This window comes from Pseudomonas sp. LSJ-87, from assembly GCF_032971465.1.
GTDB classification, from domain to species: Bacteria; Pseudomonadota; Gammaproteobacteria; order Pseudomonadales; family Pseudomonadaceae; genus Aquipseudomonas; species Aquipseudomonas putida_Z.
Window position 1 is genome coordinate 117,356 of record NZ_JAWJYQ010000012.1, and the last position, 25,546, is coordinate 142,901.

Below are 25,546 nucleotides of genomic sequence, written 5' to 3' on the forward strand. Positions count from 1 at the left end.
CAGGGGCTGCTACGCAGCCCATCGCCGGCAAGCCGGCTCCCACAGGTGCCACCCCCACATTGGGGTGTGTTACTTCTTGCTCTCTGCGCTCGGGTCGTAGACCCGGGTCAGGTCGCCGCCCAGCCGGAAGCTGTTGAACGGCTGCATACCGCGCTTGCGTTGCAGGGTGTCGCCACTGCACGCATACAGGCTGCAGTAGGGCTCCATCCACGAGTACTTGCTGTCGATCTTCAGGTCTTTCATGTCCTGTTTCTCGCCATTGCGGGCCTTGAACTCGCTGGGGTCCTTCGACCCGTTCAGCACCCGCTGCGCCAGGCGCTGCAGGGCGTTGTTGTTCTCGCCGCGCACATCCACGCCATTGACCTGGGCGAAGCTGGCGATCATCGCCAGCGGCGGCAGGGCGTAGTTGTGGTAGGCCAGGGCGCGTTGCTTGCGCTTCAGTTCGTTGGGCAGGAAGCCCTGCTCGTCGACCTGGTTGGCGCCAACCCGGTATTCCTTCACGGCCCAGTCGAACAGGTCGCGACGGTCGGTGGCCACGGCGCTGGCCATTACCGCCCAGGCAGCCCAGTAGCTGTGGTTGTTGATCTTCTCCAGTGGCAGGTCGCTCCAGTCGCGCACGGTCTGCTCGGCCAGGCGGGCGAACCATTTTTCGATCAGCTCGGCCTCGGCCTGGTGCGCGGCCAGCGGCTGCGAATTGGAGAACTTCAGGCGCAGCCACGAACCGCTCATGCTGCCCAGCGCCCATTTGCGCATCGACTTGCCGGTGTGGTTGTAGTCGGTGGACATCAGCGCATCGGCGCGGGCCCATTCGCCCAGCCAGGCCAAGGTGCAGTCGAGCTGCGCCGGGCGGCCGTCACGCATGTACTGGCCGATCATCTTGCTCACGCCTTTCTCAAGGGTGGTGATGTCTTCGGTGGACTTGCGAAAGGCCTTTTCCGAGTCGGCATTGAGCGTTGCCCGCGCCTTGTCCGAGCCTTCGTACTTGCTGCGGAACTGCAGGGCACCGGTGTATGGCTTGGGGGCAGCCTCGCAGCGGAAGTTGCCGTCGCCGGTCTTGAGCTTTTCGATCCCCTCGTAGTAACCCTGGGGCGGTACCAGCGCGGCGTGCGCGGCACCGCCGCACAACGCCAGGGCAAGCAGGGCGGGGCGGGAAATTCGCTTGAACGGGATCATGGTCGCCTCACTGGCCGGCCTGCGCGGTCTGCGCGGGCACGACGAAGTTGTTGCGTTTGCAGAGCTTGGCTTCGACCTTCTGGGTACCGCTTTCCGGCCCCTGCACCTCGAACGCCAGCAGGCTCTGGCTGGCCCAGTCCTCGTCTTCGCGCATCTGGAAGACGAAGCGGCCGTCGGTGTCGGAGGTTTCCGGTTTTTCCAGCTTGATGTCCTCGTGGCGGCCGTTGAGGTACCAGAGGGTGGCCTGCAGCACCTTCACCGACGGGTCTTCGAACTTGACGTCCATCTGCATGTTGCGGTTGATCAGGTCTTTGATCACGCCGCCCTTGCCGTTGACCATCAGCTCGTTCTTGCCGGGCTTGAGGGTGGCGCTGGCGCTCATCAGGGCCGGGCGGTCATCGCAGCCGTCGTCGAGCAGGCCAAGGATTTGCCGCCAGATGGTTTCCTGGTCCAGGCGATACAGCGGGGAGAATTCCCAGATCAGGATCTTCGGCGGGTTCTTCTGGAATTCCTCGCTACCCAGGTACTGGATCATCGAACCTTCCAGGCCACCGCCAGGGAAGGCCACGTTGAGCACGTCGGCGCCGATGTACTGCTCGAGGAAGCCGGAGAAGTTGTAGTTCTTGCCACTGTGGCTGGTGCCGACCAGGGTGATCTGCGCGTTGCCGCCGTCACCGAACAGGTCGTCGCCGCCGCCGGTGGAGCCTTTCGGCTCGGTGGCGAACTGGTCCATGTACTGGACGGCGTAGCTGGTGCCGCACAGCTGGCCGGCCACGTTATGCAGGGTGCCGGTCTTACCCATGCGCCCGGACTTTTTCGTTTCGAATTCCTTGCGCGGGATGCCTTCGAAAGCCGGCATCTTGTGCACGGTATCGGCCACGATCTTGGCCGCGCGCTCGGCGCCGTAAGGCGTCCAGTGCTGGTCGCCACGGAAGTAGAAGTCCTTGCCCTGGTCGGCAGCGGCCAGCTGTTCGTTGGTCAGCGGCGACAGGTCGGGCACGTTGTAGCCCATGCTGGCAAAGCGCTTGAGCATGGCCTGGTAGTTGCCCAGGGCCTTCTGGTAGTCGAAGGCAGCCTTTTCCGCCGGGTTGAGCATGTTGCGGTTCACCAGGCCACGGGTCGGCTGGTACACCACCACCAGTTCCACGCCGCGTTTCTTGAACGCGTCGTGCACTTGCTGCAGGCGCTTGTAGCCGGCCGGGGTGGTATTGAACTCGGTGCGCAGGTCTTCGCGGGTACGGAACAGCCAGTCGCCCTGGGCCTGCACCAGCGTGGTGAAGTTCTGCTGGTAACGGGTGGTGTAGCGGCTGGCGTCATGCGCTTCAGGGCACAGCTGGCAGCAAGGCTCGGCGCTGAAGGTGGGGGCCTTGACGTCTTCGGCGCGCACGCCCTGGCTGATCGCCAGGAGGGCGGCGGACAGGCCCAGCAGTTTCATCAGATGTGGAGTCATGGTCTGGGCTTCCTTAATCGATCATTTCGGTCTGGCGTTCGACCGGGTCGATCAGCACAGCCTTTTGCTGGCGTACCAGCAGGTCGAGGATTTCGTCCTGGCGTTCGCCCAGTACGCCGTTGAGGCTGATGCCGCTGGCCTTGCGCGGGGCGAGCATGGACACCTTGTACAGCTCGACCGACAGCGGCGAGTCGATCGACAGTGGCCCGGAGCCGTTGGCCGCCAGTTCGCCACCGACCAGGATCAGCGACACCTTGGTGTCGAACGGGTCGAGGGCGATGTCACGGTCGGTGTTGGACAGGTCCTTGATGTGGCCGTACACGCCGACCAGGCCGTTGGCCATGGCGACGTTTTCGTACAGGCGGATGTTCACGCTGTTACGCACGCGGATGCCGTGGCGGCGGTTGTTGATCAGCTTGTTGCCCCAGATCAGGTTGTCGCCACTTTCGTACAGGGTGATGCCGTCGGTGTGGTTGCGGTAGATCTCGTTGTAGGCGATCAGGTTGTTGACGCTGTTACGGTCGATCACCACGCCCGAGAGCTTGTTGTCGAAGCTCTTGTTGTTGATGATCCAGCTGTCGTTTACCTCACGCGAAACGATGATGCCGTGCTTCTTCTTGGTGCCGTACACCGTGTTGCCGGCGATGATCAGCCGGTGCGAGCGGTCGTGCGGGTCGATGCCGTAGACGATGTTGTCGCGGTAGGTGCTGTCCTTGACCACGAAGTCCTGGGTCTCGTAGCAGTAGAAGCCGTACCACATGTCGCTGAACTCAGAGCCGATGATCCAGCCGGTGGGTTCCGGGCGGCCCATGCGCTTGGCCATGTTCGGCGTGTACTGCGAGATGCTCACGCCGTACGACTTGGACTTGGCGTAGCCGAAGCTGGCCATCTTGGTATTGACGATGTAGGTCTCGGTGCCGCCCCACGACAGCAGGAACGGGCGGAATTCCTTGGGCGAGCGGAAGGTCGCCGGGCCGTTTTCCTTTTCCCGCCAGCCGGTCACCTGGGTGTCGGTGACGAACAGCTTGCCGTCGTTGACCAGGAACGAACCGCCTTCCTGGGACAGGCGCAGTTGCTTGACCTTGCCGTCGATCTCGAGGATGCCCTTCTGCCCGACCACGATCGGCAGGCGCGCCAGGTACACACCCGGCTCGACTTCGCTGAGGTACTGCTTGGGTACCTTCTTGCTCAGCTCGACCAGGTCGACATGGCCGTCATCGACGAAGATCGCCTGCGGAATGCCATGCTGGCGCTGGACCCACTCGGCCGCCTTGTTGTCGCCGCCGACGAATTCCTTGAGGGTATCCTCCTGGAACATGCGGCGCAGGCTGACCTTGCCCTTGTGGCGGCGGTCGATTTTCTTCTGCACCGCCTCGGCGGTGTAGCCGGTCAGGTCGGGCAGCTTCGGCGGGTCCATGTGCAGCGGCTCGATCGGCGCGCTGGAGACCGTGTAGGTCTTGGCCTGCTGCAGTTCCTTGGCGATCACCTGGGGCTCTGCGGCAGCCACCAGGCCGCTGGCCAGCAGCAAGGCGCTGGCCAACAGGCTGTGACGTAAGTGCGGGTGAAGGTTCATAACGGTAAGTCCTCTACCGGCCTCAGAAGCGCCAGATCACATCGACGAAGGCGCGGTGCATGTACGAGTCCGCTTCCTTGCCGTAGGCATCGCCCGGCTTGAACACGCCGGCACGCAGGCGCACGAGGGCAGATGGCTCGTCGATGGCCTGGCTCATCGAAGCCGGCAGCAGGCCTTGCTTGAAGTACTTGGTCACGACCACGTCCATTTCCTGGCCAAGGTCTTTTTCGCCATCGACCAGCGGGCGGTTCACACCGTTGTCGTTGACCACTGCGTTGATGCCGCTGGAACCGATGTTCTGGTTGCCATCGACACGCCAGAACTTGTGGTAGATGAAGCTGGCGTCGTAGTCGTCGCGCAGCTGCCAGGAGGCGAACAGGGTGGCCGCCTGCAGGTTGCCCAGCTCGCCGCGGAAGGCTTCACCGAAGCGGTGCACGCGCGAACGGGTACCGGTGTAGTTGGAGCGGTTGCTCTCGAGGCCGGTCTGCTCGTAGTTGCTCGAACCGTCGTCGCCACCACCGCCGCTGCCACGGGCATAGGCCGCACCGACCTGCCATTGCGGGTCGAGGCGCAGGCGGATGCCGAGGTCGGTGGCCCAGGCGTTGACATCACCGCTCTGCTTGCCGGTGGCCACGGTTTCGTCACCGACGACCTGGCTGCTGAGGGTGTCGCGATCACCGGTCAGCCAGGTGACGCTGCCCCAGTAGTTGACGGTGTGGTCGTTGCGCCAGTTGTAGGCGTCGCTGTTGGCTTCCAGGCCCAGCCAGGTGAGGTCGCCGGTGCGGGTCTTGTCCAGCGCATCGACGGTTTCGCCCGGGTTCTTCAGGCTGCCGCCGTCGTGGGTGTGGTGGGCGCGTACGCCGACCCAGTGGCCAGGGGTCCACTGCGTGGCGACGTTGCCGTAGAGGTGCGTGCGGTCCTTGTCTTCCGGGGCCAGCTCGGTGAGGTCGGTGCGGTATTCGCTGAAGCGCTGGGCCACGCCCAGGTCGGCCTTGAGCAGGGTGGTGTCGAAGGTCCAGTTCAGCGCTTCGATGTTGGTGTCACGCCACATGCCATCGTCGCTGCGCAGGCGCTGGCGACCGAAACGCAGCTGTTCGCCAGGGTAGGCGGTGAGGCCGCTGTAGCCGACCCAGAATTCGCGCATGGCCAGGTAGCTCTTGTCCTGTTCACGGCCGTCGGCAGCGGTGTCGGTGCTGGTGCCGTCGTCGTTCTGGCGCAGGGTGTCGGTTTCGATGGTGTCGGTCGCGGTGACGGCCTGGCCCATGGCATAGGCGCTCCAGTTGCCACGCTCGCCATATACCCATGGGCGCAGATCAAGACCGAGGCCGTTGACGTCGCCGCCGGAGCGGGTGCCCAGGTCACGGTCGTCTTCCGACTGGCCGGTGATTTTCACATCCAGGCCGAAGTTCTTTTCAGCGGTCATTTCCGCCAGGGTCGGGCAGGACCACAGCAGGGCGAAGCTCAGGCCGATGCCAGCTTTCACGAAGGGATTGAGCGTCATAGCGAGTCCTCACCGGTTACTTCTTTTTCGTCGTCTTGCAGGGCTTCGATGGCCAGGGTGCTGTTGGCGCCCTGGCTCATGCTGCCGCGCGCCTGCTTTTCTTGTGCCAGCAGTTGCTGGGCCTGGCTGCGCTGGTCAGGCGTAAGTTGCTGGTCGAGTTGCTGCAGCAATTCAGCGGACTGCGGCGACGGGTTGGCCTGGGCCAGCTGGGCGAATACCCAGGCGTTGCCCGGTTGCGGGCGAATGCCGTGGCCTTCGCTGAACAGCTGGGCCAGGGCATAGTCGGCGCTGTTCTGCCCACCACGGGCGGCGGCCAGCAGGTGGTCGACGGCCTTTTGTGGTTCGACGTTGCCCAGGTAGCCGCGGCGGTACAGCTGGCCCAGGTAGTAATGGGCGCTGACTTCGCCGGCGTCGGCGGCAGCCTGCAGGTGTTGTTCGGCTTTGGCCGCGTCCGCAGGCACGGTCTTGCCTTCGTAGTACAGGCGGCCCAGCAACAGTTCGGCGCGTGGCTGTTCGGCTTCGCGGCCCTTGTCGATGTAGGCCATCAGCTGGTCGGTATCGCCCAGCTCGGGGAAGTCGTACATCAGTTGCGCCAGGCTGACCCAGGACGCCGGGTTGGCCGGGGCCACCTGCTCGAGCAGGTCCTTGGCGGTTTTCTCGTCGGTCTGGCCGAGGCTGCGGTCAGCCAGTACCCGGGCAACGCTGTCGACCCGGGTGGCCGGTACTGCGCCGCGGGCGTAGGCAGCCTTGAGCTGGCCGAGCAGGGCAGCCTGCTGGTCGGCCTGGCCGCGCTTCTGGTACACGGTGGCCAGTTCGACGTAGCAGATGTCGGTGGTGTTCAGTGCGGCCTTGCAGATTTTCTCCACTTCGCCCAGGTGCTGGTCGTAGGTGCCCTGGGTGCGGTACAGCAGTACCTGGGCCAGGCCCGCTTCCGGGTTGCCGGCGGCGCGCCACTGGTCGATCTGCTGCTGCGCGTTGACCTTGGGGAAGCTCTGCGGGTAGCTCAGGTAGAGCATCGCCAGCGGGATCAGGGTGTTGCTTTCGCCCTGCTTGGCGGCTTGCTTGAGCAGGGTTTCGGCTTCTTCGCGCTCGGCCTGGGTGCTGTCGGGCTTGGCCACCAGCAGGCGACCAAGGCGTGCCTGGGCACGCGGCGAGATGGCGGCCGCGGCACGGTAGGTGGCCTCGGCTTCCTTGATTTTCGCCGGGTCGCGGGTGGCGACCTTGATGTCGGCCAGGCCCACTTGCGCTTCGCTGTAGCCCAGGTCGGCCAGCGCCTTGTAGTTGCGCTCGGCCAGTGCCGTGTCACCGCGCTTCATGGCTTCGTTGGCCAGGCGCTGGTCGGGCAGGCCCGCACAGCCGGCCAGGGCGATGGCCATGGCCAGGCCACACAGACCAAGGTTCACACGAACCCTATGGGAGCTGGCTTGCCGGTGATTGGCCAGTGCAGGCGATACATCTGCTGGGCGAGTGCTGCGCACTCGATCGCCGGCAAGCCAGCTCCCACAGGTATCGGGTTGTCTGCTAGTCATAGGCTTGTCCTCTTACAGCCCACGGGCCATGGCTTTGTCGATCAGCCAGTTCAGCGATGGGCCACGATCGCTGTTGACCGAAGCCGGGCGACCGGCGAGTTCGGCGGGCAGGGCGCTGTCGGGCTTGATCTGCACGCGGATGTCGGCGGCCAGGTCTTCGCTGTTGAGGCTGGCGCTGCTGACGATCTGGCCGGTGCGTACTTCGTCTTCGCCGGCTACCTGGAAGTTGACCCGGGTACCTGGCTTGACCTCGTCGAACTGGCGGTAGGTGAAGCGCGCCTCGATCATCGGGTTGGTGGTGCGCGGGATCAGCTGGAAGATCGGCTGGCCCTTGGCGGCGTACTGGCCGTTGTCCACGAGCTGGCGGGCAACCACGCAATCACACGGGCTGGTGAGGGTGCCGGACAGCTGCTTGCCGAACAGTTCCTCGATCTTCGCCGGCTCCAGTTGTGCGTCTTCCAGGTTGCCCTTGAGCATGTCCAGCATGCTGGTGGTGAAGCTGGCCAGTGGCGCGCCCTTGGCGATCTGCCCACCGCTTTCGACCAGGCTGTTCACGGTGCCGTCGCGCGGCATGGTGACGTTGGTGGTGGGTACCGCGACCACGCCGGCTTCGGCATGGCTGACGAAGTACATGCCGTACAGCGACTTGGCGATGAAACCGAAGGCGGCGACACCGACCACGAACACGCCGAGGGTGACGGTGACCGCCTTGAGGCGGCCGAAGGCGCTCAGGCCGGCACCGCCGTCCTTCTGCTTGCGCGCCTTGGTGAAGTTGTCGCGCTGCAAGGTGCTGAGCACATCGCCGGCAGTGATCAGCTCACCCGACAGGTGCGAGGTGATGATGTGGCGCAGCGTGGCGATATCGCGGGGCTCGAGGTTCTGGAACTGGGCGCCGGTACGGCCACTGCCCGGGTTGTAGGAGCGCACCTGGAACTCGATGTCCATCGACAGGCCGAGGTTGTCGACCGTGAACTGCAGCCGCCCGCGGAGCACGTCGCCAACCGACAGTGGTTGCTTGGTGTGGAAGCTCAGGCCACCGGCGGAGAGGTCGTCGACCTTCACATCGTGGGCCTGGCGCTGAGGGTCGAGGAACCGCAGCTTGGCGGGGATGCGTACCCGGGCATGCTGGCGCTGGGCTTCGGACTCATGCACGACGTTGACGTTCACGGCGGTATTCATGTGGTTTGTTCCTGTTAGTTCCGATCCGGGTTGGGCTCACACGACCATGAACAGCACAGCAACGAAGATGCTGGCAGCCGAGAAGGTCATGGTCCGCGAGGACCAGGTGTTGAACCATTGTTGAAAGCTGGCGAGGTCACGCTTGAGGGCAGTGGGCTGACGCGTCCAGGACTGCTTGTCGAGGCGGAAGAACACGTAGATCTTCATCAGCGCGCCGACGATCTGGTTGTAATAGAGAATCAGCGGGTAGGCTGGGCCGACGTTGTGGCCGGAGCACAGCAGCATGATGGTGAGGATCAGGCGGGTGATGCCGATCCACAGCAGGTACACCAGCAGGAAGCCCAGGCCGAACTTGAGGCTGGCGATCACCGCCACGGTCAGGCCCAGCAGGCTGGTCCACATCGACACGCGCTGGTCGAACAGCACGATGCTGGTGAACAGCCCCAGGCGGCGCAGGCCCAGGCCAAGCGCGCGGGAGTTCTGCCGCAGGTTGTTGCCGTACCAGCGGTACATCAGCTTGCGGCTGGCCTTGAGGAAGCTCTTCTCCGGCGGGTGCTCGACCGTGTTGATGGCGGCGTCCGGCACGTAGAAGGTGTCGTAGCCCAGGCGCATCAGGCTGAACCAGCTGGACTTGTCGTCACCGGTGAGGAACTTGAAGCGGCCCAGGCGCCAGTGCATCAGCGAGTCGCTTTCGACGTCGGCGATGAACTCGGGGTTGGTCACCACGCTGGCGCGGAACATCGACATGCGCCCGGTCATGGTCAGCACGCGCTTGGACAGGGCCATCGAGCACATGTTGATGTGGCGCTGGGCAAAGCGCAGCTTGTGCCACTCGCTCATGATGTAGCCGCCACGCACTTCGCAGAACTCGTTGGTGGTCAGGCCGCCGACGTTGGGGAACAGCTTGAACCACGGCACGGTCTTGCGTACCACGCCATCGCCCAGCACGGTGTCGCCGTCGATCACCGCCACCACGGCGTTCTCGTCCGGCAGCATGCGCGAGATCGCACGGAAACCGTAGGCCAGGCCATCACGCTTGCCGGTACCGGCGATGCGCACGATGTCCAGCTTCACGTGGGCTGGCGGGTTGTATTTGGCCCACAGGCTTTTCACCAGCAGTTCGTCCGACATCTCCACCAGCGAGCAGACCACGGTGGTAGGGAAGCCACAGTTGATCGCCTCGCGGATCACCGAGCTGTACACCTGGGCGGTGGTGAGTGCTTCGATGCGGAAGCTGGTCACCATCAGGTACACGTGGGACGGGTCGGCGTCCTTGCCCATCTTCTGCACCTTGCGGCGCAGGTACGGGTACACGCCGTAGAGGAAGATCATGCCGCGGATGAAATGGGTGGCGCCCATGGAATAGCGCCAGATGCCGACTGCGCCGACCAGGAAGATGAAGTGCTTCGACTGCGAGTCGAAGATATCGGCTGGCAGGGCCAGGGCGATCAGCATGAGCAGACTCATGTAGAGCAGCCAACCGGCGCACTGCAACAGCACTGTCTGGATCCTTTGCATGTTCAGCATCCGTCGAGAATTCGGGAAAAGGTGGGCAGCGGGGGTGGGGAGGCCCCGCTGCCCGGCCAGCACTTACCAGCAGATGCCTTCGGTACGGCTGGTGGCGCAGGTCGGTTTGCTCATGAAGCCGACCAGGTCGATCACGTGCTTGCCGGCCGGCGCTTGCTGGGCCAGTGCACGGAACTGCTCGTCACGGTTGCCCAGGACGATGATGTCGGCGTTGTCGATCACCTTCTGGAAGTCGGCGTTGAGCAGCGACGACACGTGCGGGATCTTCGACTCGATGTAGTCCTTGTTGGCGCCGTGGACGCGGGCGTACTGGACGTTCTCGTCGTAGATGTCCAGCTGGTAGCCCTTGCCGATCAGGCGTTCGGCCAGTTCCACCAGCGGGCTTTCACGCAGGTCGTCGGTGCCGGCCTTGAAGCTCAGGCCGAGCAGGGCGACCTTGCGCTTGTCGTGGGCTTCGATCAGCTCGAAGGCGTTCTGCACCTGCGATTCGTTGCTGCGCATCAGCGAGTCGAGCAGCGGTGCGCGTACATCGAGGCTGGAAGCGCGATAGGTGAGGGCGCGTACGTCCTTGGGCAGGCACGAGCCGCCGAAGGCGAAGCCAGGGCGCATGTAGTACTGGGACAGGTTCAGCACTTTGTCCTGGCAGACCACGTCCATCACGTCACGGCCATCCACGCCTACGGCCTTGGCAATGTTGCCGATCTCGTTGGCGAAGGTGACCTTGGTGGCGTGCCACACGTTGCAGGTGTACTTGATCATCTCGGCCACTTCGATCGGCTTGCGGATGATCGGTGCGTCGAGCTCTTCGTACAGGGCCTGCAGGATGTCGCCGCTGGCGGTGTCCAGTTCGCCGATGACGGTCATCGGTGGCTGGTCGTAGTCCTTGATCGCGGTGCTTTCACGCAGGAATTCCGGGTTGACCGCAACGCCGAAGTCGACGCCGGCTTTCTTGCCCGAGCAGTCTTCGAGGATCGGGATCACCACGTTCTTCACGGTACCCGGCAGCACGGTGCTGCGTACCACGATGGTGTGGCGGCGCTCGCTGTCACGCAGCACGTAGCCGATTTCGCGGCACACCGACTCGATGTACTCGAGGCCCAGGTCGCCGTTCTTCTTGCTTGGGGTACCCACGCAGATCATCGATACGTCGCTGGCACGGATGGCTTCGGCGAAATCGGTAGTACCGCGCAGGCGGCCGTTGGCGATGCCCTGTTGCAGCAGTGCTTCCAGGCCAGGTTCGACGATGGGCGACTTGCCCTGATTGATCAGGTCGATCTTGGTGCTGGACACATCCACACCGATCACTTCATGGCCTCGCGCCGTCAGGCAGCCTGCACAGACCGCACCCACATAACCCAAACCAAAGATGCTGATACGCATCGCTATCACCTCATGTGTTTATCACGTCGGCACCTCCGGGGAGAGCCGGACTGGGTTGATTAACAACAGTTTTCGGGCGCACGGATCCATGGCGAAATGCACACTTCGCCGAGCGCAGGCAAAATAAATCCGGAGCGCAAAAAGTTATGCACTCAAATGTGGCAGTAAAAAGCCATTAATTAAAAAACGTGCCCTGGAATGCAGCCGTCTTTATTGCAAGGCGCTACGTGGCGCTTTGCTGTGCTTGTTTTTTCAAGTGGAAAAATCCTTTGAAATCAACCACTAGGACGAATTGAAAGGGACGCGTCTCTCCTGCATGGACAGGGTCTTCGGGGGTTGCCCGTCATACCTGTCGAAGTTGTTGGGGCTGGTAGTGGATACCTGCCGTTGTCATCTGTAAGTCATCTCTCACAGCCCGGGGGCAGGAAAATCGTTACGGCACTATGAGCGATTCGTCGTAGCAGAAGTTCCGGGGTGGGTTCGGCGTGGATGAAAGATTTCTAAATATTTTTTCAATGGCAGACAATTTCAATCTGATAGCACACGGGTGTTTTGCCCCGATATATAAAGGGCGAAACTGTTGCGAGATATTTTTATGCCAGCATCGAAAAATATTTTGAAAAATTCGTCAAAAAAGCTACGAACGGTCTTATGGCGTTTGGCTATAAGCTGCGACGTGTCGATTTTTTGGCGTCGGATTTGTGGCGTGATGGCGATATGAAGTGTGCCCTATTGCGGGGCAGGGGAGGTGCGTAATGGCTGCTGGCCTCTTCGCGGCTAAAGCCGCTCCCACAGGTTTTGCACTGATCTTGAGTTCAGTGAAGCACCTGTGGGAGCGGCTTTAGCCGCGAAGGGGGCGTGACAGGATCACTCGGAAGGATGATCCCGCAGGAACACCAGGTGGTCCGGCTTCGACTGCTCGGCACTGTAGTAGTACCCCTGCACATCGAACTGCTTGAGCTGCTCCGGGTCGCTGATGCGCTGCTGGATGACGAAGCGGCTCATCATGCCGCGGGCTTTCTTGGCGTAGAAGCTGATGATCTTGTACTGGCCGTTCTTCAGGTCCTTGAAGTCGACGTTGATCACCCGGGCCTTCAGCGCGCTGCGTTTCACCGCGCTGAAATACTCGTTGCTGGCCAGGTTCAGCAGCACGTCATCGCCCTGTTCGGCCAGGGCCTGGTTCAGCCATTCACTGATGCGCGTGCCCCAGAAGGCGTACAGGTCCTTGCCGCGGGCGTTGGCCAGCTTGGTGCCCATTTCCAGACGGTAGGGTTGCATCAGGTCGAGCGGGCGCAGCAGGCCATACAGGCCCGAAAGCATGCGCAAGTGCTGCTGGGCGTAGCTGAAATCGTCCTCGCCAAGGCTTTCGGCGTCGAGGCCGGTATACACGTCACCCTTGAACGCCAGCAGCGCCTGCTTGGCATTGGCCGGGGTGAAGTCCGGGGTCCAGCTGCCGAAGCGCGCGGCATTCAGGCCGGCGAGCTTGTCGGACAGGTGCATCAGTTCGCTGATCTGCGCCGGCGACAGGTCGCGCAGCTGCTGGATCAGCTCCTGGGAGTCGTCCAGGTACTGGGGCAGGGTGAAACGCTCGGTCACCGGCGGGGTGTCGTAGTCGAGGGTCTTGGCGGGGGAAATCACCGTCAGCATCGGGTCGGCTCCTGGCATCGTTGGCCGGGAATTCTACGGGCTGGACGGTGCAAGTCCAAACTATGGCGACGATAGTCACAGACCATGGCCGGTGCAGAGGCTATAGTGCGCGTTTCGCCGTTGCGGAGCCTTCAACCGTGCGTATTGCCTCTGCCTTGCTGGCCGCTCTGCTGAGCCTGGCCGTGCAAGCCGCCCCTTCACCCCAGGTGAGCCTGGACCGCAGCCTGTGGCCCGAACAGCTGGACAGCCCGGCGTTGTTCGATGTGGCCTCGCGGGCCGAGATCCTCTCGTTCGCCCAGGTGCTGCACGAAAGCGAACTGCTGGACGACGCGGCGCTGGCGGCACGCTTGGGGCTACGGCAAGTCAACCTGCAGAAGGTGCGCCTGGTGCGGGCGCGCATGTGGCAGCGGTTGTGGGAAGGTTATCAACAGGCGCAGCGCAGTTGCGAGCAGGATGCGTCGTTCTGCTACCCGGTGACGTCGATGGCGGAGTTGCGTACGCAAGCGGCGACGTTCGCTGCCGATGTCGGCACTTTCTACACCGATTGGATCGAGCCGAGCCACCAGTTCCATGTGCGCTACCTGGACGAACAACTGCGCAAGGCGGCGTTGCTGCCGCAGACCAGCAGCGAGGTGGAGCGGCTGTCCTCACGCGAGCGCAATGGGGATGAACTGAACGACCGCATGTTCCTGCTGACCTTCGTCGGCGGGCCCGGGCCGGATGGCGGCAGTACCGACCTGCTGGCTGATTACCTGCGCCGGCAAAAGCTTGAAGGCACGTTCTTCGTGCTCGGCAACCGCCTGCAGCAACGGCGCGACGCCGGGGCGGCAGATGCCTTGCGCCAGCTCTATGGCGGGCAGTGCGTGGGGATCCAGGGTTGGGAGTACCGCTCCCATGCGCAGTGGACAGGCTGGCAGGACTCGCTGCGGCGTAGCCAGGCGCGGGTGCAGGTCGACCTGCCGGAGCAGTATGTGCCGTTGTTTCGGCCGCCTTACGGGCAGCGTCGGGCCGATGGCGAGGCGTTCATGGCCAGCCAGCAGTTGCAGGTATCGTTGTGGGACATCGATGCCCAGGATGATGGCGCACTGAGCGCCGAGGCCTCTGCCCAGCGGGTGCTGACCTTGATGCTGCTATGGCGCAAGGGGGTGATCCAGTTCCATGACAGCCTGCCCAAGGCGCAGCCGGCGGTGGAGTGGTTGTTGCGCAATACGGCGCAGAGTGGGATTGGTTGGGAAGATTGCCAGGGATATGCCAACCAGGAGTGAGAGGGGGCTGCTACGCAGCCCATCGCCGGCAAGCCAGCTCCCACCTCGACCGCATCGGCCTCAAGCCATGCGCTGTCCCTGTGGGAGCTGGCTTGCCGGCGATGAGGCCAGTACAGGCAACACAACACAGTTGCTCTTGCAGGTTAGGTTCATGGCTTGCTGGCGTTGGCCCATGCAATGCCAGCCTGATTTTTGACTGTAGTCCTCACGCGCCCCCTCGCCAACCCCTGTTCGTCATTTGGAAAAATAAACTTCACCTGCACGTAAAAAGACTTTTTTTAGTCATCATTTTTGCGGTATGAAGAAACCAGACAGCCGATTCCTGCAGCACAGGTGGCGTCATCCAGGCCCACCTAGCCAGGTTCGCTTCCCGCCCGTAACAACGCGGATACGGGGACAGCGGCAGTCACTCTGCGGCGTAACAGACCACGCCGTGTGGCTTCGACATAAGGTGACCGAGTATGGATGACCAAGGACGCAACCCTTCCTCCAGCAAGCCTATCCTGTATGTGCTCGATACCAACGTCCTGATTCACGACCCCAACGCGTTACTGAACTTCGAGGAGCACCATGTCGCCATCCCGATGACGGTGCTGGAGGAACTCGACAAGCTCAAGACCGGCAAACAGACCATCGCCGCCGAATGCCGCCAGGCCATTCGGCTGATCGACCAGACCCTTGGTGACGCCTCGCCCAGCGATGTCGAGCAGGGCGTGCCGATCCAGCGTGGCAAGAGCGGGCCCAAGGGCTTCCTGTCCATCCTGATGACTCCGCGCAACGAGCCGAACAAGCTGCTGCCGGAAAACCTCAACGACAACATCATCATCAACCAGTTGCTCGAAGTACGGGCCCGGCGCACCGACCTGGACGTTGTGCTGGTCACCAAAGACATCAACATGCGCCTGAAGGCGCGTGCCTGTGGCATCGCGGCCGAGGACTACAGCACCGACCAGCTGGTCGATGACGTGTCCTTGCTGTCCAAGGGCTACCATTCGGTCACCGGCTCGTTCTGGGACCGGGTGAGCAAGGTCGATACCCGCCAGGAGCGTGGCCGCACCTGGCACCGCGTGCAATTGATCGACAACCTGCCGGCGGTTCACGTCAATGAGTTCATCATCGATGAACAGGGCTTCGTCGGCTGGATCAAGGGTATCCGCAACGATGAGCTGCTGTTGCTCGACCTGCACCAGGAACCGCTGCTGCACCAGGAAGCCTGGGGCCTGAAACCGCGTGACATCCACCAGAGCCTGGCGCTGTTCGCCCTGCTCGACCCGGATATCCACCTGGTCAACCTGACCGGCGCCGCCGGTTCCGGCAAGACCATCCTGGCCCTGGCCGCGGCCATCGAACAGACCATGGTCAGCAAGCGCTACCGGCGCATCATCGCCACCCGCAGCGTGCAGGGGCTGGACCAGGAGATCGGCTTCCTGCCGGGTACCGAGGCCGAGAAGATGGAACCCTGGCTGGGCGCCATCACCGACAACCTCGAAGCCTTGCACATGGATGACGAGAGCACCCATGGCAGCGTCGAGTACATCCTCGAGCGCGTGCCGTTGCAGTTCAAGTCGCTGAACTACATCCGTGGCCGTAGCTTCCAGCAGAGCCTGATCCTGATCGACGAGTGCCAGAACCTGACGCCGCACCAGATGAAAACCATCATCACCCGTGCCGGCTCGGGGTCCAAGGTGGTCTGCCTGGGCAACCTGGCGCAGATCGATACTCCCTACCTGTCCGCGACCAGCTCGGGCCTGACCTACCTGACCGAGCGCTTCAAGGACTTCCCCCATGGCGTGCACATCACCCTGCAGGGCGTGCCACGCTCGGTGCTGGCCGAGTACGCCGAGTCGCATCTGTAACCCTCTTCGCCGGGCGGTTCGCCGCCCGGCCTTCTCGCGGGCACGGTTGACGCACCCCTCTGCTCAAACCTGACTCACAGGTTTACACTGCAAGTTCCCTTCACAGGAGCAGAGCAGTGCTGACACATCTTGATTCCCAGGGGCGGGCCAACATGGTCGACGTCACTGAAAAGGCCGTGACCGAGCGCGAGGCCACTGCCGAGGCGCGGGTGCGCATGTTGCCGCAGACCTTGCAGATGATCGTCGACGGTGAACACCCCAAGGGCGACGTGTTCGCCGTGGCGCGCATTGCCGGGATCCAGGCGGCGAAGAAGACCAGCGACCTGATCCCGCTGTGCCACCCATTGATGCTTACCAGCGTCAAGGTCGAGCTCAGCGCCGAGGGGCAGGACGCCGTGCGTATCGTCGCCCGCTGCAAGCTGGCCGGGCAGACCGGCGTGGAGATGGAGGCGCTGACCGCCGCCAGTGTTGCCGCGCTGACGATCTATGACATGTGCAAGGCTGTGGATAAAGGTATGGTCATCGAGCAGGTGCGCCTGCTGGAAAAACTCGGCGGCAAGAGCGGCCACTACAAGGTGGAGGCGTGATGAAGGTCAAGGTGATGTACTTCGCCCGTTACCGCGAACTGCTGGGCGTGGATGCCGAGCGCGTGGAGGGCGCGTTCACGGTGCTCGACGATGTGCGCCAGGCCCTGGTGGCCAAGGGCGGGCAGTACGAAGTGCTGGCCGAGCAGAACCTGATGTGTGCGCGCAACGAAGAACTGTGCAAGCTCGATGAGCCGCTGGAAGAGGGCGATGAAGTGGCATTCTTCCCGCCGGTGACCGGAGGCTGAACATGGCTGTGCGAGTACAGGTAGGCGCGTTCGACCCGGGGGCCGAGACCAATGCCATGCACGCGGCGAATGTCGGCGTGGGCGCGGTGGTCGGTTTTGTCGGCTACGTGCGGGATTTCAACGATGGCCGCGAAGTGGCGGGGATGTTCCTAGAGCACTATCCGGGCATGACCGAAAAGGCCCTGGCCAAGATCGTGGTCGAGGCCGAGCAGCGCTGGCCGCTGCTCAAGGTGGAGGTGCTGCACCGCATCGGTGCGCTGGAACCGGGCGAACCGATCGTGTTCGTCGGTGTGGCCAGTGCCCATCGGCAGGCGGCGTTCGATGCCTGCAACTTCATCATGGACTACCTGAAGACCCGGGCGCCGTTCTGGAAGAAGGAAAATACCCAGGAAGGGGCACGGTGGGTGGAAGGGAAGCAGAGTGACCAGGATGCCGCTGGGCGCTGGTAGATCCTTGTTTGATGGCCGGGGCGGAGCCCCGGTTCGCGGGTGAACCCGCTCCCACAGGTACACCACAGATTTTGAAGGCTGTGCAGTACCTGTGGGAGCGGGTTTACCCGCGAAGAGGCCGGCATAGGTCAATGGTGCTTGCGCGGCACCGGCTTCAGCAGTTCATCCGGCGGCATTTCACACTTGATCTTGCGCCCCAGCAGCTCTTCGATCGCGGGCAGCTGGTACGAGTCATCCTCACCGGCAAAGCTGATCGACACGCCACTGGTGCCCGCACGGCCTGTCCGGCCAATGCGGTGCACGTAGTCGTCCGGGTCTTCCGGCAGGGTGAAGTTGATCACGTGGCTGATGCCATCGATGTGAATGCCACGCCCCGCCACGTCGGTTGCCACCAGCACGGTGATGCGCCCTTCGCGGAAGTTCTCCAGGGTACGGATACGCTTGTGCTGCGGCACGTCGCCCGACAACTGCGCGGCATTGATGCCGTCGCGCACGAGTTTTTCCTCGATGCGCCGCACTTCGTCCTTGCGGTTGGCAAACACCATCACCCGTTCCCACTTGTTCTGGGTCACCAGGTTGTACAGCAGCTTGTACTTGTCGCTGCCGGCCACCGCATAGACGTGCTGCTCCACCGTTTCGCTGGCAACGTTCTCCGGCTCGATCTCGACGATGGCCGGGTTGGTGGTCCATTGCTTGGCCAGGTTCATCACGTCGTCGGTGAAGGTGGCGGAGAACAGCAGGGTCTGGCGCTCGCTTTTCGGCGGCGTCTGGCGAATGATCTGGCGCACCTGGGGGATGAAACCCATGTCGAGCATGCGGTCGGCTTCGTCCAGCACCATCACCTCGACCATGTCCAGGTGCACCTCACCGCGCTGGTTGAAGTCCAGCAGGCGGCCCGGAGTGGCCACCAGGATGTCGCAATGGCGCGCTTCCAGGGCCTTGAGCTGCTTGTCGAAGTCCATGCCGCCGACGAAGCTCATCACGTTCAGGCCGGTGTACTTGGTCAGGGCGATGGCATCCTTGGCGATCTGCACCACCAGCTCGCGGGTGGGCGCGATGATCAGCGCGCGTGGCTCGCCCATGTAGCGTTCCTTCGGCGGCGGCGTCTGCTGCAGCTGGGAAATGATCGAGATCAGGAACGCCGCAGTCTTGCCGGTACCGGTCTGGGCCCGGCCGATGGCGTCCTGGCCACGCAGGGTGTAACCCAGCACCTGTGCCTGGATCGGCGTGCAGTACGGGAAGCCCAGGTCGTGGATGGCGTGCATCACCTCGTTGGACAGCTTGAAGTCGTGGAAGCGGGTCTTGCCTTCCTGCGGCTCGACCACGAAGTCTTCCGGTTTCCACAGGCTGGCCTGCGGCTTGGGCTTGCGCTCGCGACGCGGTTTGTCCTTGGCCGGCTTGTCGGCGGCTGGAGTAACGGCGGCAGGCTGTTCGGCCTGTGGTGCTGGGGTGGCGCGTGGGGCGGCCGGTTTTGCCGCAGGCTGGGCCTCGCTGGCGGGTGCGGGCGCAGGCAGCGTCACGCTGGCAGCAGGAGCGACGGCCTGTGGCGCGGCGTCTCCCTTGCCGAAAATTTTCTTGAGTGCCTTGAGCACGATCGTCTCGTCAACTGGTTAAGGAATGTACGCCGGGCAGTGTAAAGCAAGATTCAGGCGCGGCGTAGTGGAATAGCCTTACAACTACAGGCGGCCCTGGCTTATTGCAATTGCTTGCTCAGCCAGTCGTGGATGTCGCTCAACTCTTCCACCACCACTTCATGTTCCATCGGGTATTCGTGCCAGCGGGCGGCGACGCCCCAGGTATTCAGGTACTCGAAGGCGGTGCGGCCCATGGAAGGGATCACCACCGGGTCGTGCACGCCGTGCAGGCACAGCGCCGAGGTGCGTTGCTGGCAGGCGCTCAACTGATGCTGGTCGTTGAAGGTGGGGGCGTAGGTGGACAGGGCGATCACGCCCCCCAGCGCTTCTTGCCACTTTATATAGGCAGTGTGCAGCACCACTGCGCCGCCCTGGGAGAAACCGGCCAGGAAGATCCGCGACAGGCTGATGCCTTTGGCCTGCTCGGCCTTGATCAGGGCAATGAGCTGCTCGGCCGATTCTTCCAGCTGCGCCTCGTCGATGGCACGGGCCGGGGTCATGGCCTTGATGTCGTACCAGCTGGGCATGGCGTAGCCGCCGTTGATGGTTACCGGGCGGGTTGGAGCCTGGGGCATGACGAAACGGGTGCTGAGCAGGCGCTCCTGCATGAATTCGGCCACTGGTAGGAAGTCGTAACGGTCGGCACCCAGGCCGTGCAACCAGATCACACAGGCATCTGCGGTTTTCTGCGGTTCGAGAATCAGCGGGTTGGTCATGACTGCTCCGAAAGTGTGCGGGTCTTGTTATGGCGTGCGTGAAAAGAAGGCGCTGGAAATGATTGTCGGAAAAAGAATGTCGCAACGATACAACTTTCCCTACTTGACGAGCGCTTAAACGCTACAGCCGTAAATTCTGGTACGCGCTTTGCAATTCAACCAATGATGCAAAGGGCAGGCCGTGACGGTAACACCCTTTGCACGCGAAGGCTGTCACAGAACAGTCCATTGCGCCATTGACCCAATAACAAGCCAATACGGGTCGGATACGCCTCAAAAGGGTGCGGTGCAATTCCGGCTCGATACAACAAGAGCGATTTGGAGGTTGTGAATGAAGATGTTGAAAACCACCCTGGCAGTCCTGACCGCTGCCGCCGCGCTGGGCGCCGTGAGCAACGCCCAGGCCGGCGCCACCCTCGATGCGGTAAAGAAGAAGGGCTTCGTCCAGTGTGGCGTGAGCGACGGTCTTCCAGGCTTCTCGGTACCTGATGCGCAGGGCAAGATCGTTGGTATCGACGCCGACGTGTGCCGCGCCGTGGCCGCCGCCGTGTTCGGCGACGCCACCAAGGTCAAGTTCAGCCAGCTCAACGCCAAGGAACGCTTCACCGCCCTGCAGTCGGGCGAAGTCGATGTGCTGTCGCGCAACACCACCTGGACCAGCTCGCGTGATGCTGGCATGGGCTTGGTATTCGCCGGTGTTACCTACTATGACGGCGTCGGTTTCCTGGTCAACAAGAAGCTGGGTGTTTCCAGCGCCAAGGAGCTCGATGGCGCGACCATCTGCATCCAGGCGGGTACCACCACCGAGCTGAACGTGTCGGACTTCTTCCGCGCCAATGGCCTGAAATATACCCCGATCACCTTCGACACCTCCGACGAAAGCGCCAAGTCGCTGGAGTCCGGTCGTTGCGACGTGCTGACCTCGGACAAGTCGCAGCTGTTCGCCCAGCGCTCCAAGCTGGCCGCGCCGACCGACTACGTGGTACTGCCGGAAACCATCTCCAAGGAACCGCTGGGCCCGGTGGTGCGCAAAGGCGACGAGGAGTGGTTCAGCATCGTCAAGTGGACCCTGTTCGCCATGCTCAACGCCGAAGAGGCGGGCATCACCTCGAAGAACGTCGAGGCCGAGGCCAAAGGCACCAAGAACCCGGACGTCGCCCGCCTGCTGGGTGCGGACGGCGAGTACGGCAAGGACCTCAAGCTGCCCAAGGACTGGGTAGTGCAGATCGTCAAGCAAGTCGGCAACTATGGCGAAGTGTTCGAGAAGAACCTGGGCCAGGGCACCGACCTGAAGATCGACCGTGGCATGAACGCCCTGTGGAACAACGGCGGCATCCAGTACGCGCCACCTGTGCGCTGATGGCTGCACCCTGCGGCGGCATTCCGCCGCCGCAGGCTGTTCGAATCCCTACTGTCCGGGGCACTTCATGCAAAATCAAATCGGCGCACCCAAGGGCTTGTCCCTTAACGATCCGCGTGTGCGCGCGTGGCTGTTCCAGATTCTCACGATAGTCTTCGTGGTCGGTCTGGGCTGGTATCTGTTCCACAACACGCAAACCAACCTGCAACACCGGGGCATCACCTCGGGCTTCGACTTCCTCGACCGCAGTGCCGGCTTCGGCATCGCCCAGCATCTGATCCCCTACGTGGAATCCGACAGCTATGCGCGGGTGTTCGTCATCGGCCTGCTCAACACCCTGCTGGTGACCTTCATCGGCGTGGTGCTGGCGACCATCCTCGGCTTCATCATCGGTGTGGCGCGGTTGTCGCCGAACTGGATGATCAACAAGCTGGCGACCGTGTATGTGGAAACCTTCCGCAACATCCCGCCGTTGTTGCAGATCCTGTTCTGGTACTTTGCCGTGTTCCTGACCCTGCCGGGACCGCGGGGCAGCATCAATATCGACGACACCTTCTTCATCAGCAACCGTGGCCTGAACATGCCCGGCGCGTCCATGGCCGAAGGCTTCTGGCCGTTCGTCGTGGCCCTGGTCCTGGCGCTGCTGGCCATCGTGGCGATGGTGCGCTTTGCCAACAAGCGCTTCGACGAGACCGGCGTGCCGTTCCACAAGTTCTGGGTGGGGCTGGCGCTGTTCATCGCCATTCCGGGTGTTTGTGCACTGCTGTTCGGCAGCCCGGTGCACTGGGAAGTGCCGCAATTGAAAGGATTCAACTTCGTCGGTGGCTGGGTACTGATCCCCGAGCTGCTGGCGCTGACCCTGGCATTGACCATCTACACCGCTGCGTTCATCGCCGAGATCGTGCGCTCCGGTATCCGTTCGGTCAGCCATGGCCAGACCGAGGCCGCGCGCTCGCTGGGCCTGCGCGAGGGTCCGACCCTGCGCAAGGTGATCATCCCCCAGGCACTGCGGGTGATCATTCCGCCGCTGACCAGCCAGTACCTGAACCTGGCGAAGAACTCGTCGCTGGCGGCCGGTATCGGCTACCCGGAGATGGTCTCGCTGTTCGCCGGTACCGTGCTCAACCAGACCGGCCAGGCCATCGAGGTGATCGCCATCACCATGAGTGTCTATCTCGCCATCAGCATCAGCATTTCGCTGCTGATGAACTGGTACAACAAGCGCATTGCGCTGATCGAGCGGTGAGGATACGCCCGTGAATGCCCATGTTTTCAAACCCGACATGCCGCCACCGGTGAAAACCGTAGGCGTGCTCGCATGGATGCGTGCCAATCTGTTCTCCAGCTGGCTCAACACGCTGCTGACCCTGTTCGCCATCTACCTGGTGTGGCTGATCGTGCCACCGTTGCTGCAGTGGGCGTTGCTTGACGCCAACTGGGTCGGTACCACCCGCGCCGACTGCACCAAGGAGGGCGCCTGCTGGGTGTTCGTGCAGCAGCGCTTCGGCCAGTTCATGTATGGCTACTACCCGGCCGAGTTGCGCTGGCGCGTGGACCTGACCGTGTGGCTTGCCGTGCTTGGCGCCGCGCCGCTGTTCATCAAGCGTTTCCCGCGCAAGGCCTTCTACGGCCTGGGCTTCCTGGTGCTGTACCCGCTGCTGGCCTACGCCCTGCTGCACGGGGGCGTGCTGGGCCTGGAAAACGTACCGACCAGCCAGTGGGGCGGGCTGATGCTGACCCTGGTGATCGCCACCGTGGGCATTGTCGGCGCATTGCCGCTGGGCATCCTGCTGGCCCTGGGGCGGCGCTCGAAGATGCCGGCGGTGAAGGTGGTGTGCGTGACCTTCATCGAGTTCTGGCGCGGCGTGCCGCTGATCACCGTGCTGTTCATGTCATCGGTGATGCTGCCGTTGTTCCTGCCTGAGGGCATGAGCTTCGACAAGCTGCTGCGGGCGATGATCGGCGTGATCCTGTTCCAGTCGGCGTACATCGCCGAGGTGGTGCGTGGTGGCCTGCAGGCCATCCCCAAGGGCCAGTACGAAGCTGCCGCGGCCATGGGCCTGGGCTACTGGCGGGCGATGGGCCTGGTGATTCTGCCGCAGGCGCTCAAGCTGGTGATCCCCGGCATCGTCAACACCTTCATTGCCCTGTTCAAGGACACCAGCCTGGTGATCATCATCGGCCTGTTCGACCTGCTGAACAGCGTCAAGCAAGCCGCCGCCGACCCGGCCTGGCTGGGCATGGCTACCGAGGGCTACGTGTTTGCCGCCCTGGTGTTCTGGATTTTCTGTTTCGGTATGTCCCGCTACTCCATGCACCTGGAGCGCAAGCTGGACACTGGCCACAAGCGTTAGGAGTTTCGAAATGAGTGAAGCGATCAAGCAGCCTGCCGGCCCCGAAGGCATCATCCAGATGCAGGGCGTGAACAAGTGGTACGGCCAGTTCCATGTGCTCAAGGACATCAACCTGAACGTGCGCCAGGGCGAGCGCATCGTGCTGTGCGGGCCGTCCGGCTCGGGCAAGTCCACCACCATCCGTTGCCTCAACCGCCTGGAAGAGCACCAGCAGGGGCGCATCGTGGTCGATGGTGTGGAGCTGACCAACGACCTCAAGCAGATCGAGGCCATCCGCCGCGAAGTGGGCATGGTGTTCCAGCACTTCAACCTGTTCCCGCACCTGAGCATTCTGGAAAACTGCACCCTGGCGCCGATGTGGGTGCGCAAGATGCCGCGGCGCAAGGCCGAGGAAATCGCCATGCACTACCTGGAGCGGGTGCGTATTCCGGAGCAGGCGCACAAGTACCCTGGGCAGTTGTCCGGTGGCCAGCAGCAGCGTGTGGCGATTGCCCGCGCCTTGTGCATGAAACCGAAGATCATGCTGTTCGACGAACCGACCTCGGCGCTGGACCCGGAAATGGTCAAGGAGGTGCTCGATACCATGGTGGGCCTGGCCGAGGATGGCATGACCATGCTCTGCGTGACCCACGAGATGGGCTTTGCCCGGACCGTGGCGAACCGGGTGATCTTCATGGACAAGGGCGAGATCGTCGAGCAGGCGGCGCCGGATGACTTCTTCGACCGGCCACGCAGTGACCGGACCAAGTTGTTCCTGAGCCAGATCCTGCATTGATGCAAAAGGGGCCGCTTTGCGGCCCATCGCCGGCAAGCCAGCTCCCACAGTTATCACATCAGCCTCAAGCCCTGTGCAATACCTGTGGGAGCTGGCTTGCCGGCGATGGGCTGCAAAGCAGCCCCAGATCGAAGCCTTACTTCTCTTCCTTGGCGACTGCCGGCGCCGGTGGCGGCCGCAGCCCCACCTCGGCGATCAGCTTCAACTGCTGCCCATTGCGCATCACCTCGATGGTGATCTTCTCGTTGGGCTTGATCCGCGCCACCTGGTTCATCGACTTGCGCCCGTCACCGGCCGGCTCGCCGTTGATGCTCAGGATCACGTCACCCAGCTGCAACCCGGCCTTTGCCGCCGGCCCTTCGCGGAAGATACCCGCCACCACGATGCCCGGGCGGTCCTTCATGCCGTACGATTCGGCCAGCTCCTGGCTCAGCGGCTGTACTTCGATACCCAGCCAGCCACGGATCACCTGGCCGTGCTCGATGATCGATTTCATCACCTCCAGTGCCAGTTTCACCGGGATGGCGAAGCCGATGCCCTGCGAACCGCCGGATTTGGAGAAAATCGCCGTGTTGATGCCGATCAGGTTGCCGTTGGCATCCACCAGCGCACCGCCGGAGTTGCCCGGGTTGATCGCGGCGTCGGTCTGGATAAAGTCTTCGTAGTTGTTCAGGCCCAGCTGGTTGCGGCCGGTGGCGCTGATGATGCCCATGGTCACGGTCTGGCCGACCCCGAACGGGTTACCGATGGCCAGCGAAACGTCGCCGATGTGAATGTTGTCGGAGCGGCCGATGGTGATCGCCGGCAGGCTCTTCAGGTCGATCTTCAGCACCGCCAGGTCGGTTTCCGGGTCGCTGCCGATCACCCGGGCCAGGGTCTCGCGGCCATCCTTCAGGGCCACGACGATCTGGTCGGCACCACTGGTGACGTGGTTGTTGGTCAGCAGGTAGCCCTCGGGGCTCATGATCACCGCCGAGCCCAGGCTCGACTCCCAGCGGCGCTGCTTGGGCAGGTTGTCGCCGAAGAAGCGGCGGAACTGCGGGTCTTCGAACAACGGGTGGGCGCTCTTGTTCACCACCTTGGTGGTGTACAGGTTGACCACCGTCGGGGCGGCCAGGGTCACGGCGTCGGCGTAGGATACCGGGCCCTGCATGATCCGCGAGGTCTGCGGCGCCTGTTGCAGGTTGACGTCCTGACTGGGCAGGCCGACCCATTCCGGGAAGCGCTGGATGATCAGCATGGCGATCAGTACGCCGGTAAGCAGGGGCCAGCCAAAATAACGCAAAGCCTTGAACATGAATGAATCCTGGAAAGGGCCGGGGGACGGTGACCGTGCGGTGGGGCAT

At 62.9% G+C, this 25,546-nt stretch carries 21 protein-coding genes; 9 read left to right on the forward strand and 12 right to left on the reverse strand.

From position 1 onward, the window contains the following. Positions 1–69: 69 nt before the first annotated feature. The 9 genes from RYH74_RS09480 to yaaA form a co-directional block, all read right to left on the reverse strand. Positions 70–1,173, reverse strand: a complete 1,104-nt coding sequence (locus tag RYH74_RS09480; protein WP_075046288.1) for a mannuronate-specific alginate lyase — start codon at positions 1,171–1,173, stop codon at positions 70–72. Between the two features lie 7 nt (positions 1,174–1,180). Continuing rightward, positions 1,181–2,623, reverse strand: a complete 1,443-nt coding sequence (locus tag RYH74_RS09485) for an alginate O-acetyltransferase (protein ID WP_317409314.1) — start codon at positions 2,621–2,623, stop codon at positions 1,181–1,183. A 13-nt stretch (positions 2,624–2,636) separates the two neighbouring features. Beyond that, entirely contained in the window at positions 2,637–4,196 is a 1,560-nt protein-coding gene (gene algG, locus RYH74_RS09490) for a mannuronan 5-epimerase AlgG (RefSeq protein ID WP_085614309.1), read from the reverse strand. Between the two features lie 22 nt (positions 4,197–4,218). Continuing rightward, positions 4,219–5,697 carry an alginate export family protein gene (locus tag RYH74_RS09495; RefSeq protein ID WP_013974153.1) on the reverse strand — a complete coding sequence of 493 codons (1,479 nt, stop codon included), beginning with the start codon at positions 5,695–5,697 and terminating at the stop codon, positions 4,219–4,221. Continuing rightward, a complete protein-coding gene (algK, locus tag RYH74_RS09500) occupies positions 5,694–7,226 on the reverse strand; it encodes an alginate biosynthesis TPR repeat lipoprotein AlgK (protein WP_410902909.1) in 1,533 nt (510 codons plus the stop codon). The genes RYH74_RS09495 and algK overlap by 4 nt, the downstream gene beginning before the upstream one ends. Positions 7,227–7,238: 12 nt before the next feature. Beyond that, positions 7,239–8,405: an alginate biosynthesis protein Alg44 gene (locus RYH74_RS09505; protein ID WP_025340581.1), complete on the reverse strand. Its 1,167-nt coding sequence runs from the start codon at positions 8,403–8,405 to the stop codon at positions 7,239–7,241. A 36-nt stretch (positions 8,406–8,441) separates the two neighbouring features. Next, positions 8,442–9,923 (reverse strand): glycosyltransferase family 2 protein, encoded by a 1,482-nt coding sequence (locus RYH74_RS09510; protein ID WP_085614376.1) that lies wholly within the window; start codon positions 9,921–9,923, stop codon positions 8,442–8,444. A 72-nt stretch (positions 9,924–9,995) separates the two neighbouring features. Continuing rightward, on the reverse strand, positions 9,996–11,312 hold the full coding sequence (locus tag RYH74_RS09515) for a nucleotide sugar dehydrogenase (protein WP_025340579.1): 1,317 nt from the start codon (positions 11,310–11,312) through the stop codon (positions 9,996–9,998). Positions 11,313–12,179: 867 nt separating this feature from the next. Then, positions 12,180–12,959, reverse strand: coding sequence for a peroxide stress protein YaaA (gene yaaA, locus RYH74_RS09520; protein ID WP_061552453.1), 780 nt, complete (start codon positions 12,957–12,959; stop codon positions 12,180–12,182). 137 nt (positions 12,960–13,096) lie between these two features. Here yaaA and RYH74_RS09525 point away from each other — a divergent pair, with 137 nt between their 5' ends. The 5 genes from RYH74_RS09525 (at position 13,097) to moaE (ending at position 17,361) form a co-directional block, all read left to right on the forward strand. Next, positions 13,097–14,224: a polysaccharide deacetylase family protein gene (locus tag RYH74_RS09525; RefSeq protein WP_286100548.1), complete on the forward strand. Its 1,128-nt coding sequence runs from the start codon at positions 13,097–13,099 to the stop codon at positions 14,222–14,224. A gap of 461 nt (positions 14,225–14,685) precedes the next feature. After that, positions 14,686–16,080 carry a PhoH family protein gene (locus RYH74_RS09530; protein ID WP_013974146.1) on the forward strand — a complete coding sequence of 465 codons (1,395 nt, stop codon included), beginning with the start codon at positions 14,686–14,688 and terminating at the stop codon, positions 16,078–16,080. A gap of 116 nt (positions 16,081–16,196) precedes the next feature. After that, a complete protein-coding gene (moaC, locus tag RYH74_RS09535; protein ID WP_003251775.1) occupies positions 16,197–16,667 on the forward strand; it encodes a cyclic pyranopterin monophosphate synthase MoaC in 471 nt (156 codons plus the stop codon). Beyond that, a complete protein-coding gene (moaD, locus tag RYH74_RS09540; protein WP_025340576.1) occupies positions 16,667–16,912 on the forward strand; it encodes a molybdopterin converting factor subunit 1 in 246 nt (81 codons plus the stop codon). Before moaC ends, moaD begins: the two co-directional genes overlap by 1 nt. Positions 16,913–16,914: 2 nt before the next feature. Further along, the gene (gene moaE / locus RYH74_RS09545; protein ID WP_075046280.1) at positions 16,915–17,361 is read left to right on the forward strand and encodes a molybdopterin synthase catalytic subunit MoaE; all 447 of its coding nucleotides are present in this window, start codon (positions 16,915–16,917) and stop codon (positions 17,359–17,361) included. A 128-nt stretch (positions 17,362–17,489) separates the two neighbouring features. On the opposite strand, the gene rhlB is transcribed toward moaE, so the two are convergent. Together rhlB and RYH74_RS09555 are read right to left on the reverse strand one after the other, a co-directional pair. After that, on the reverse strand, positions 17,490–18,953 hold the full coding sequence (gene rhlB / locus RYH74_RS09550; protein WP_025340574.1) for an ATP-dependent RNA helicase RhlB: 1,464 nt from the start codon (positions 18,951–18,953) through the stop codon (positions 17,490–17,492). A gap of 101 nt (positions 18,954–19,054) precedes the next feature. Next, entirely contained in the window at positions 19,055–19,711 is a 657-nt protein-coding gene (locus RYH74_RS09555; protein ID WP_317409315.1) for an alpha/beta hydrolase, read from the reverse strand. A gap of 331 nt (positions 19,712–20,042) precedes the next feature. Here RYH74_RS09555 and RYH74_RS09560 point away from each other — a divergent pair, with 331 nt between their 5' ends. From RYH74_RS09560 to RYH74_RS09575, 4 genes are all read left to right on the forward strand, one after another. Next, positions 20,043–21,071 carry an amino acid ABC transporter substrate-binding protein gene (locus RYH74_RS09560; protein WP_075046278.1) on the forward strand — a complete coding sequence of 343 codons (1,029 nt, stop codon included), beginning with the start codon at positions 20,043–20,045 and terminating at the stop codon, positions 21,069–21,071. A gap of 67 nt (positions 21,072–21,138) precedes the next feature. Then, positions 21,139–22,317 (forward strand): amino acid ABC transporter permease, encoded by a 1,179-nt coding sequence (locus RYH74_RS09565; RefSeq protein WP_025340572.1) that lies wholly within the window; start codon positions 21,139–21,141, stop codon positions 22,315–22,317. A 10-nt stretch (positions 22,318–22,327) separates the two neighbouring features. Further along, positions 22,328–23,425: an amino acid ABC transporter permease gene (locus RYH74_RS09570; RefSeq protein ID WP_025340571.1), complete on the forward strand. Its 1,098-nt coding sequence runs from the start codon at positions 22,328–22,330 to the stop codon at positions 23,423–23,425. Positions 23,426–23,435: 10 nt separating this feature from the next. Beyond that, entirely contained in the window at positions 23,436–24,200 is a 765-nt protein-coding gene (locus tag RYH74_RS09575; protein WP_003251792.1) for an amino acid ABC transporter ATP-binding protein, read from the forward strand. Between the two features lie 136 nt (positions 24,201–24,336). On the opposite strand, the gene algW is transcribed toward RYH74_RS09575, so the two are convergent. Then, positions 24,337–25,497, reverse strand: coding sequence for a Do family serine endopeptidase AlgW (gene algW / locus RYH74_RS09580; protein ID WP_025340570.1), 1,161 nt, complete (start codon positions 25,495–25,497; stop codon positions 24,337–24,339). Positions 25,498–25,546: the final 49 nt, after the last annotated feature.

What these genes read in the sequence shown, in the direction of transcription:
- RYH74_RS09480 (WP_075046288.1), bottom strand. Translation starts at nt 1,173, where the DNA reads ATGATCCCGTTCAAGCGAATTTCCCGCCCCGCCCTGCTTGCCCTGGCG.
- RYH74_RS09485 (WP_317409314.1), bottom strand. Translation starts at nt 2,623, where the DNA reads ATGACTCCACATCTGATGAAACTGCTGGGCCTGTCCGCCGCCCTCCTG.
- algG (WP_085614309.1), bottom strand. Translation starts at nt 4,196, where the DNA reads ATGAACCTTCACCCGCACTTACGTCACAGCCTGTTGGCCAGCGCCTTG.
- RYH74_RS09495 (WP_013974153.1), bottom strand. Translation starts at nt 5,697, where the DNA reads ATGACGCTCAATCCCTTCGTGAAAGCTGGCATCGGCCTGAGCTTCGCC.
- algK (WP_410902909.1), bottom strand. Translation starts at nt 7,226, where the DNA reads ATGACTAGCAGACAACCCGATACCTGTGGGAGCTGGCTTGCCGGCGAT.
- RYH74_RS09505 (WP_025340581.1), bottom strand. Translation starts at nt 8,405, where the DNA reads ATGAATACCGCCGTGAACGTCAACGTCGTGCATGAGTCCGAAGCCCAG.
- RYH74_RS09510 (WP_085614376.1), bottom strand. Translation starts at nt 9,923, where the DNA reads ATGCAAAGGATCCAGACAGTGCTGTTGCAGTGCGCCGGTTGGCTGCTC.
- RYH74_RS09515 (WP_025340579.1), bottom strand. Translation starts at nt 11,312, where the DNA reads ATGCGTATCAGCATCTTTGGTTTGGGTTATGTGGGTGCGGTCTGTGCA.
- yaaA (WP_061552453.1), bottom strand. Translation starts at nt 12,959, where the DNA reads ATGCTGACGGTGATTTCCCCCGCCAAGACCCTCGACTACGACACCCCG.
- RYH74_RS09530 (WP_013974146.1), top strand. Translation starts at nt 14,686, where the DNA reads ATGGATGACCAAGGACGCAACCCTTCCTCCAGCAAGCCTATCCTGTAT.
- moaD (WP_025340576.1), top strand. Translation starts at nt 16,667, where the DNA reads ATGAAGGTCAAGGTGATGTACTTCGCCCGTTACCGCGAACTGCTGGGC.
- moaE (WP_075046280.1), top strand. Translation starts at nt 16,915, where the DNA reads ATGGCTGTGCGAGTACAGGTAGGCGCGTTCGACCCGGGGGCCGAGACC.
- RYH74_RS09555 (WP_317409315.1), bottom strand. Translation starts at nt 19,711, where the DNA reads ATGACCAACCCGCTGATTCTCGAACCGCAGAAAACCGCAGATGCCTGT.
- RYH74_RS09560 (WP_075046278.1), top strand. Translation starts at nt 20,043, where the DNA reads ATGAAGATGTTGAAAACCACCCTGGCAGTCCTGACCGCTGCCGCCGCG.
- RYH74_RS09565 (WP_025340572.1), top strand. Translation starts at nt 21,139, where the DNA reads ATGCAAAATCAAATCGGCGCACCCAAGGGCTTGTCCCTTAACGATCCG.
- RYH74_RS09575 (WP_003251792.1), top strand. Translation starts at nt 23,436, where the DNA reads ATGAGTGAAGCGATCAAGCAGCCTGCCGGCCCCGAAGGCATCATCCAG.
- algW (WP_025340570.1), bottom strand. Translation starts at nt 25,497, where the DNA reads ATGTTCAAGGCTTTGCGTTATTTTGGCTGGCCCCTGCTTACCGGCGTA.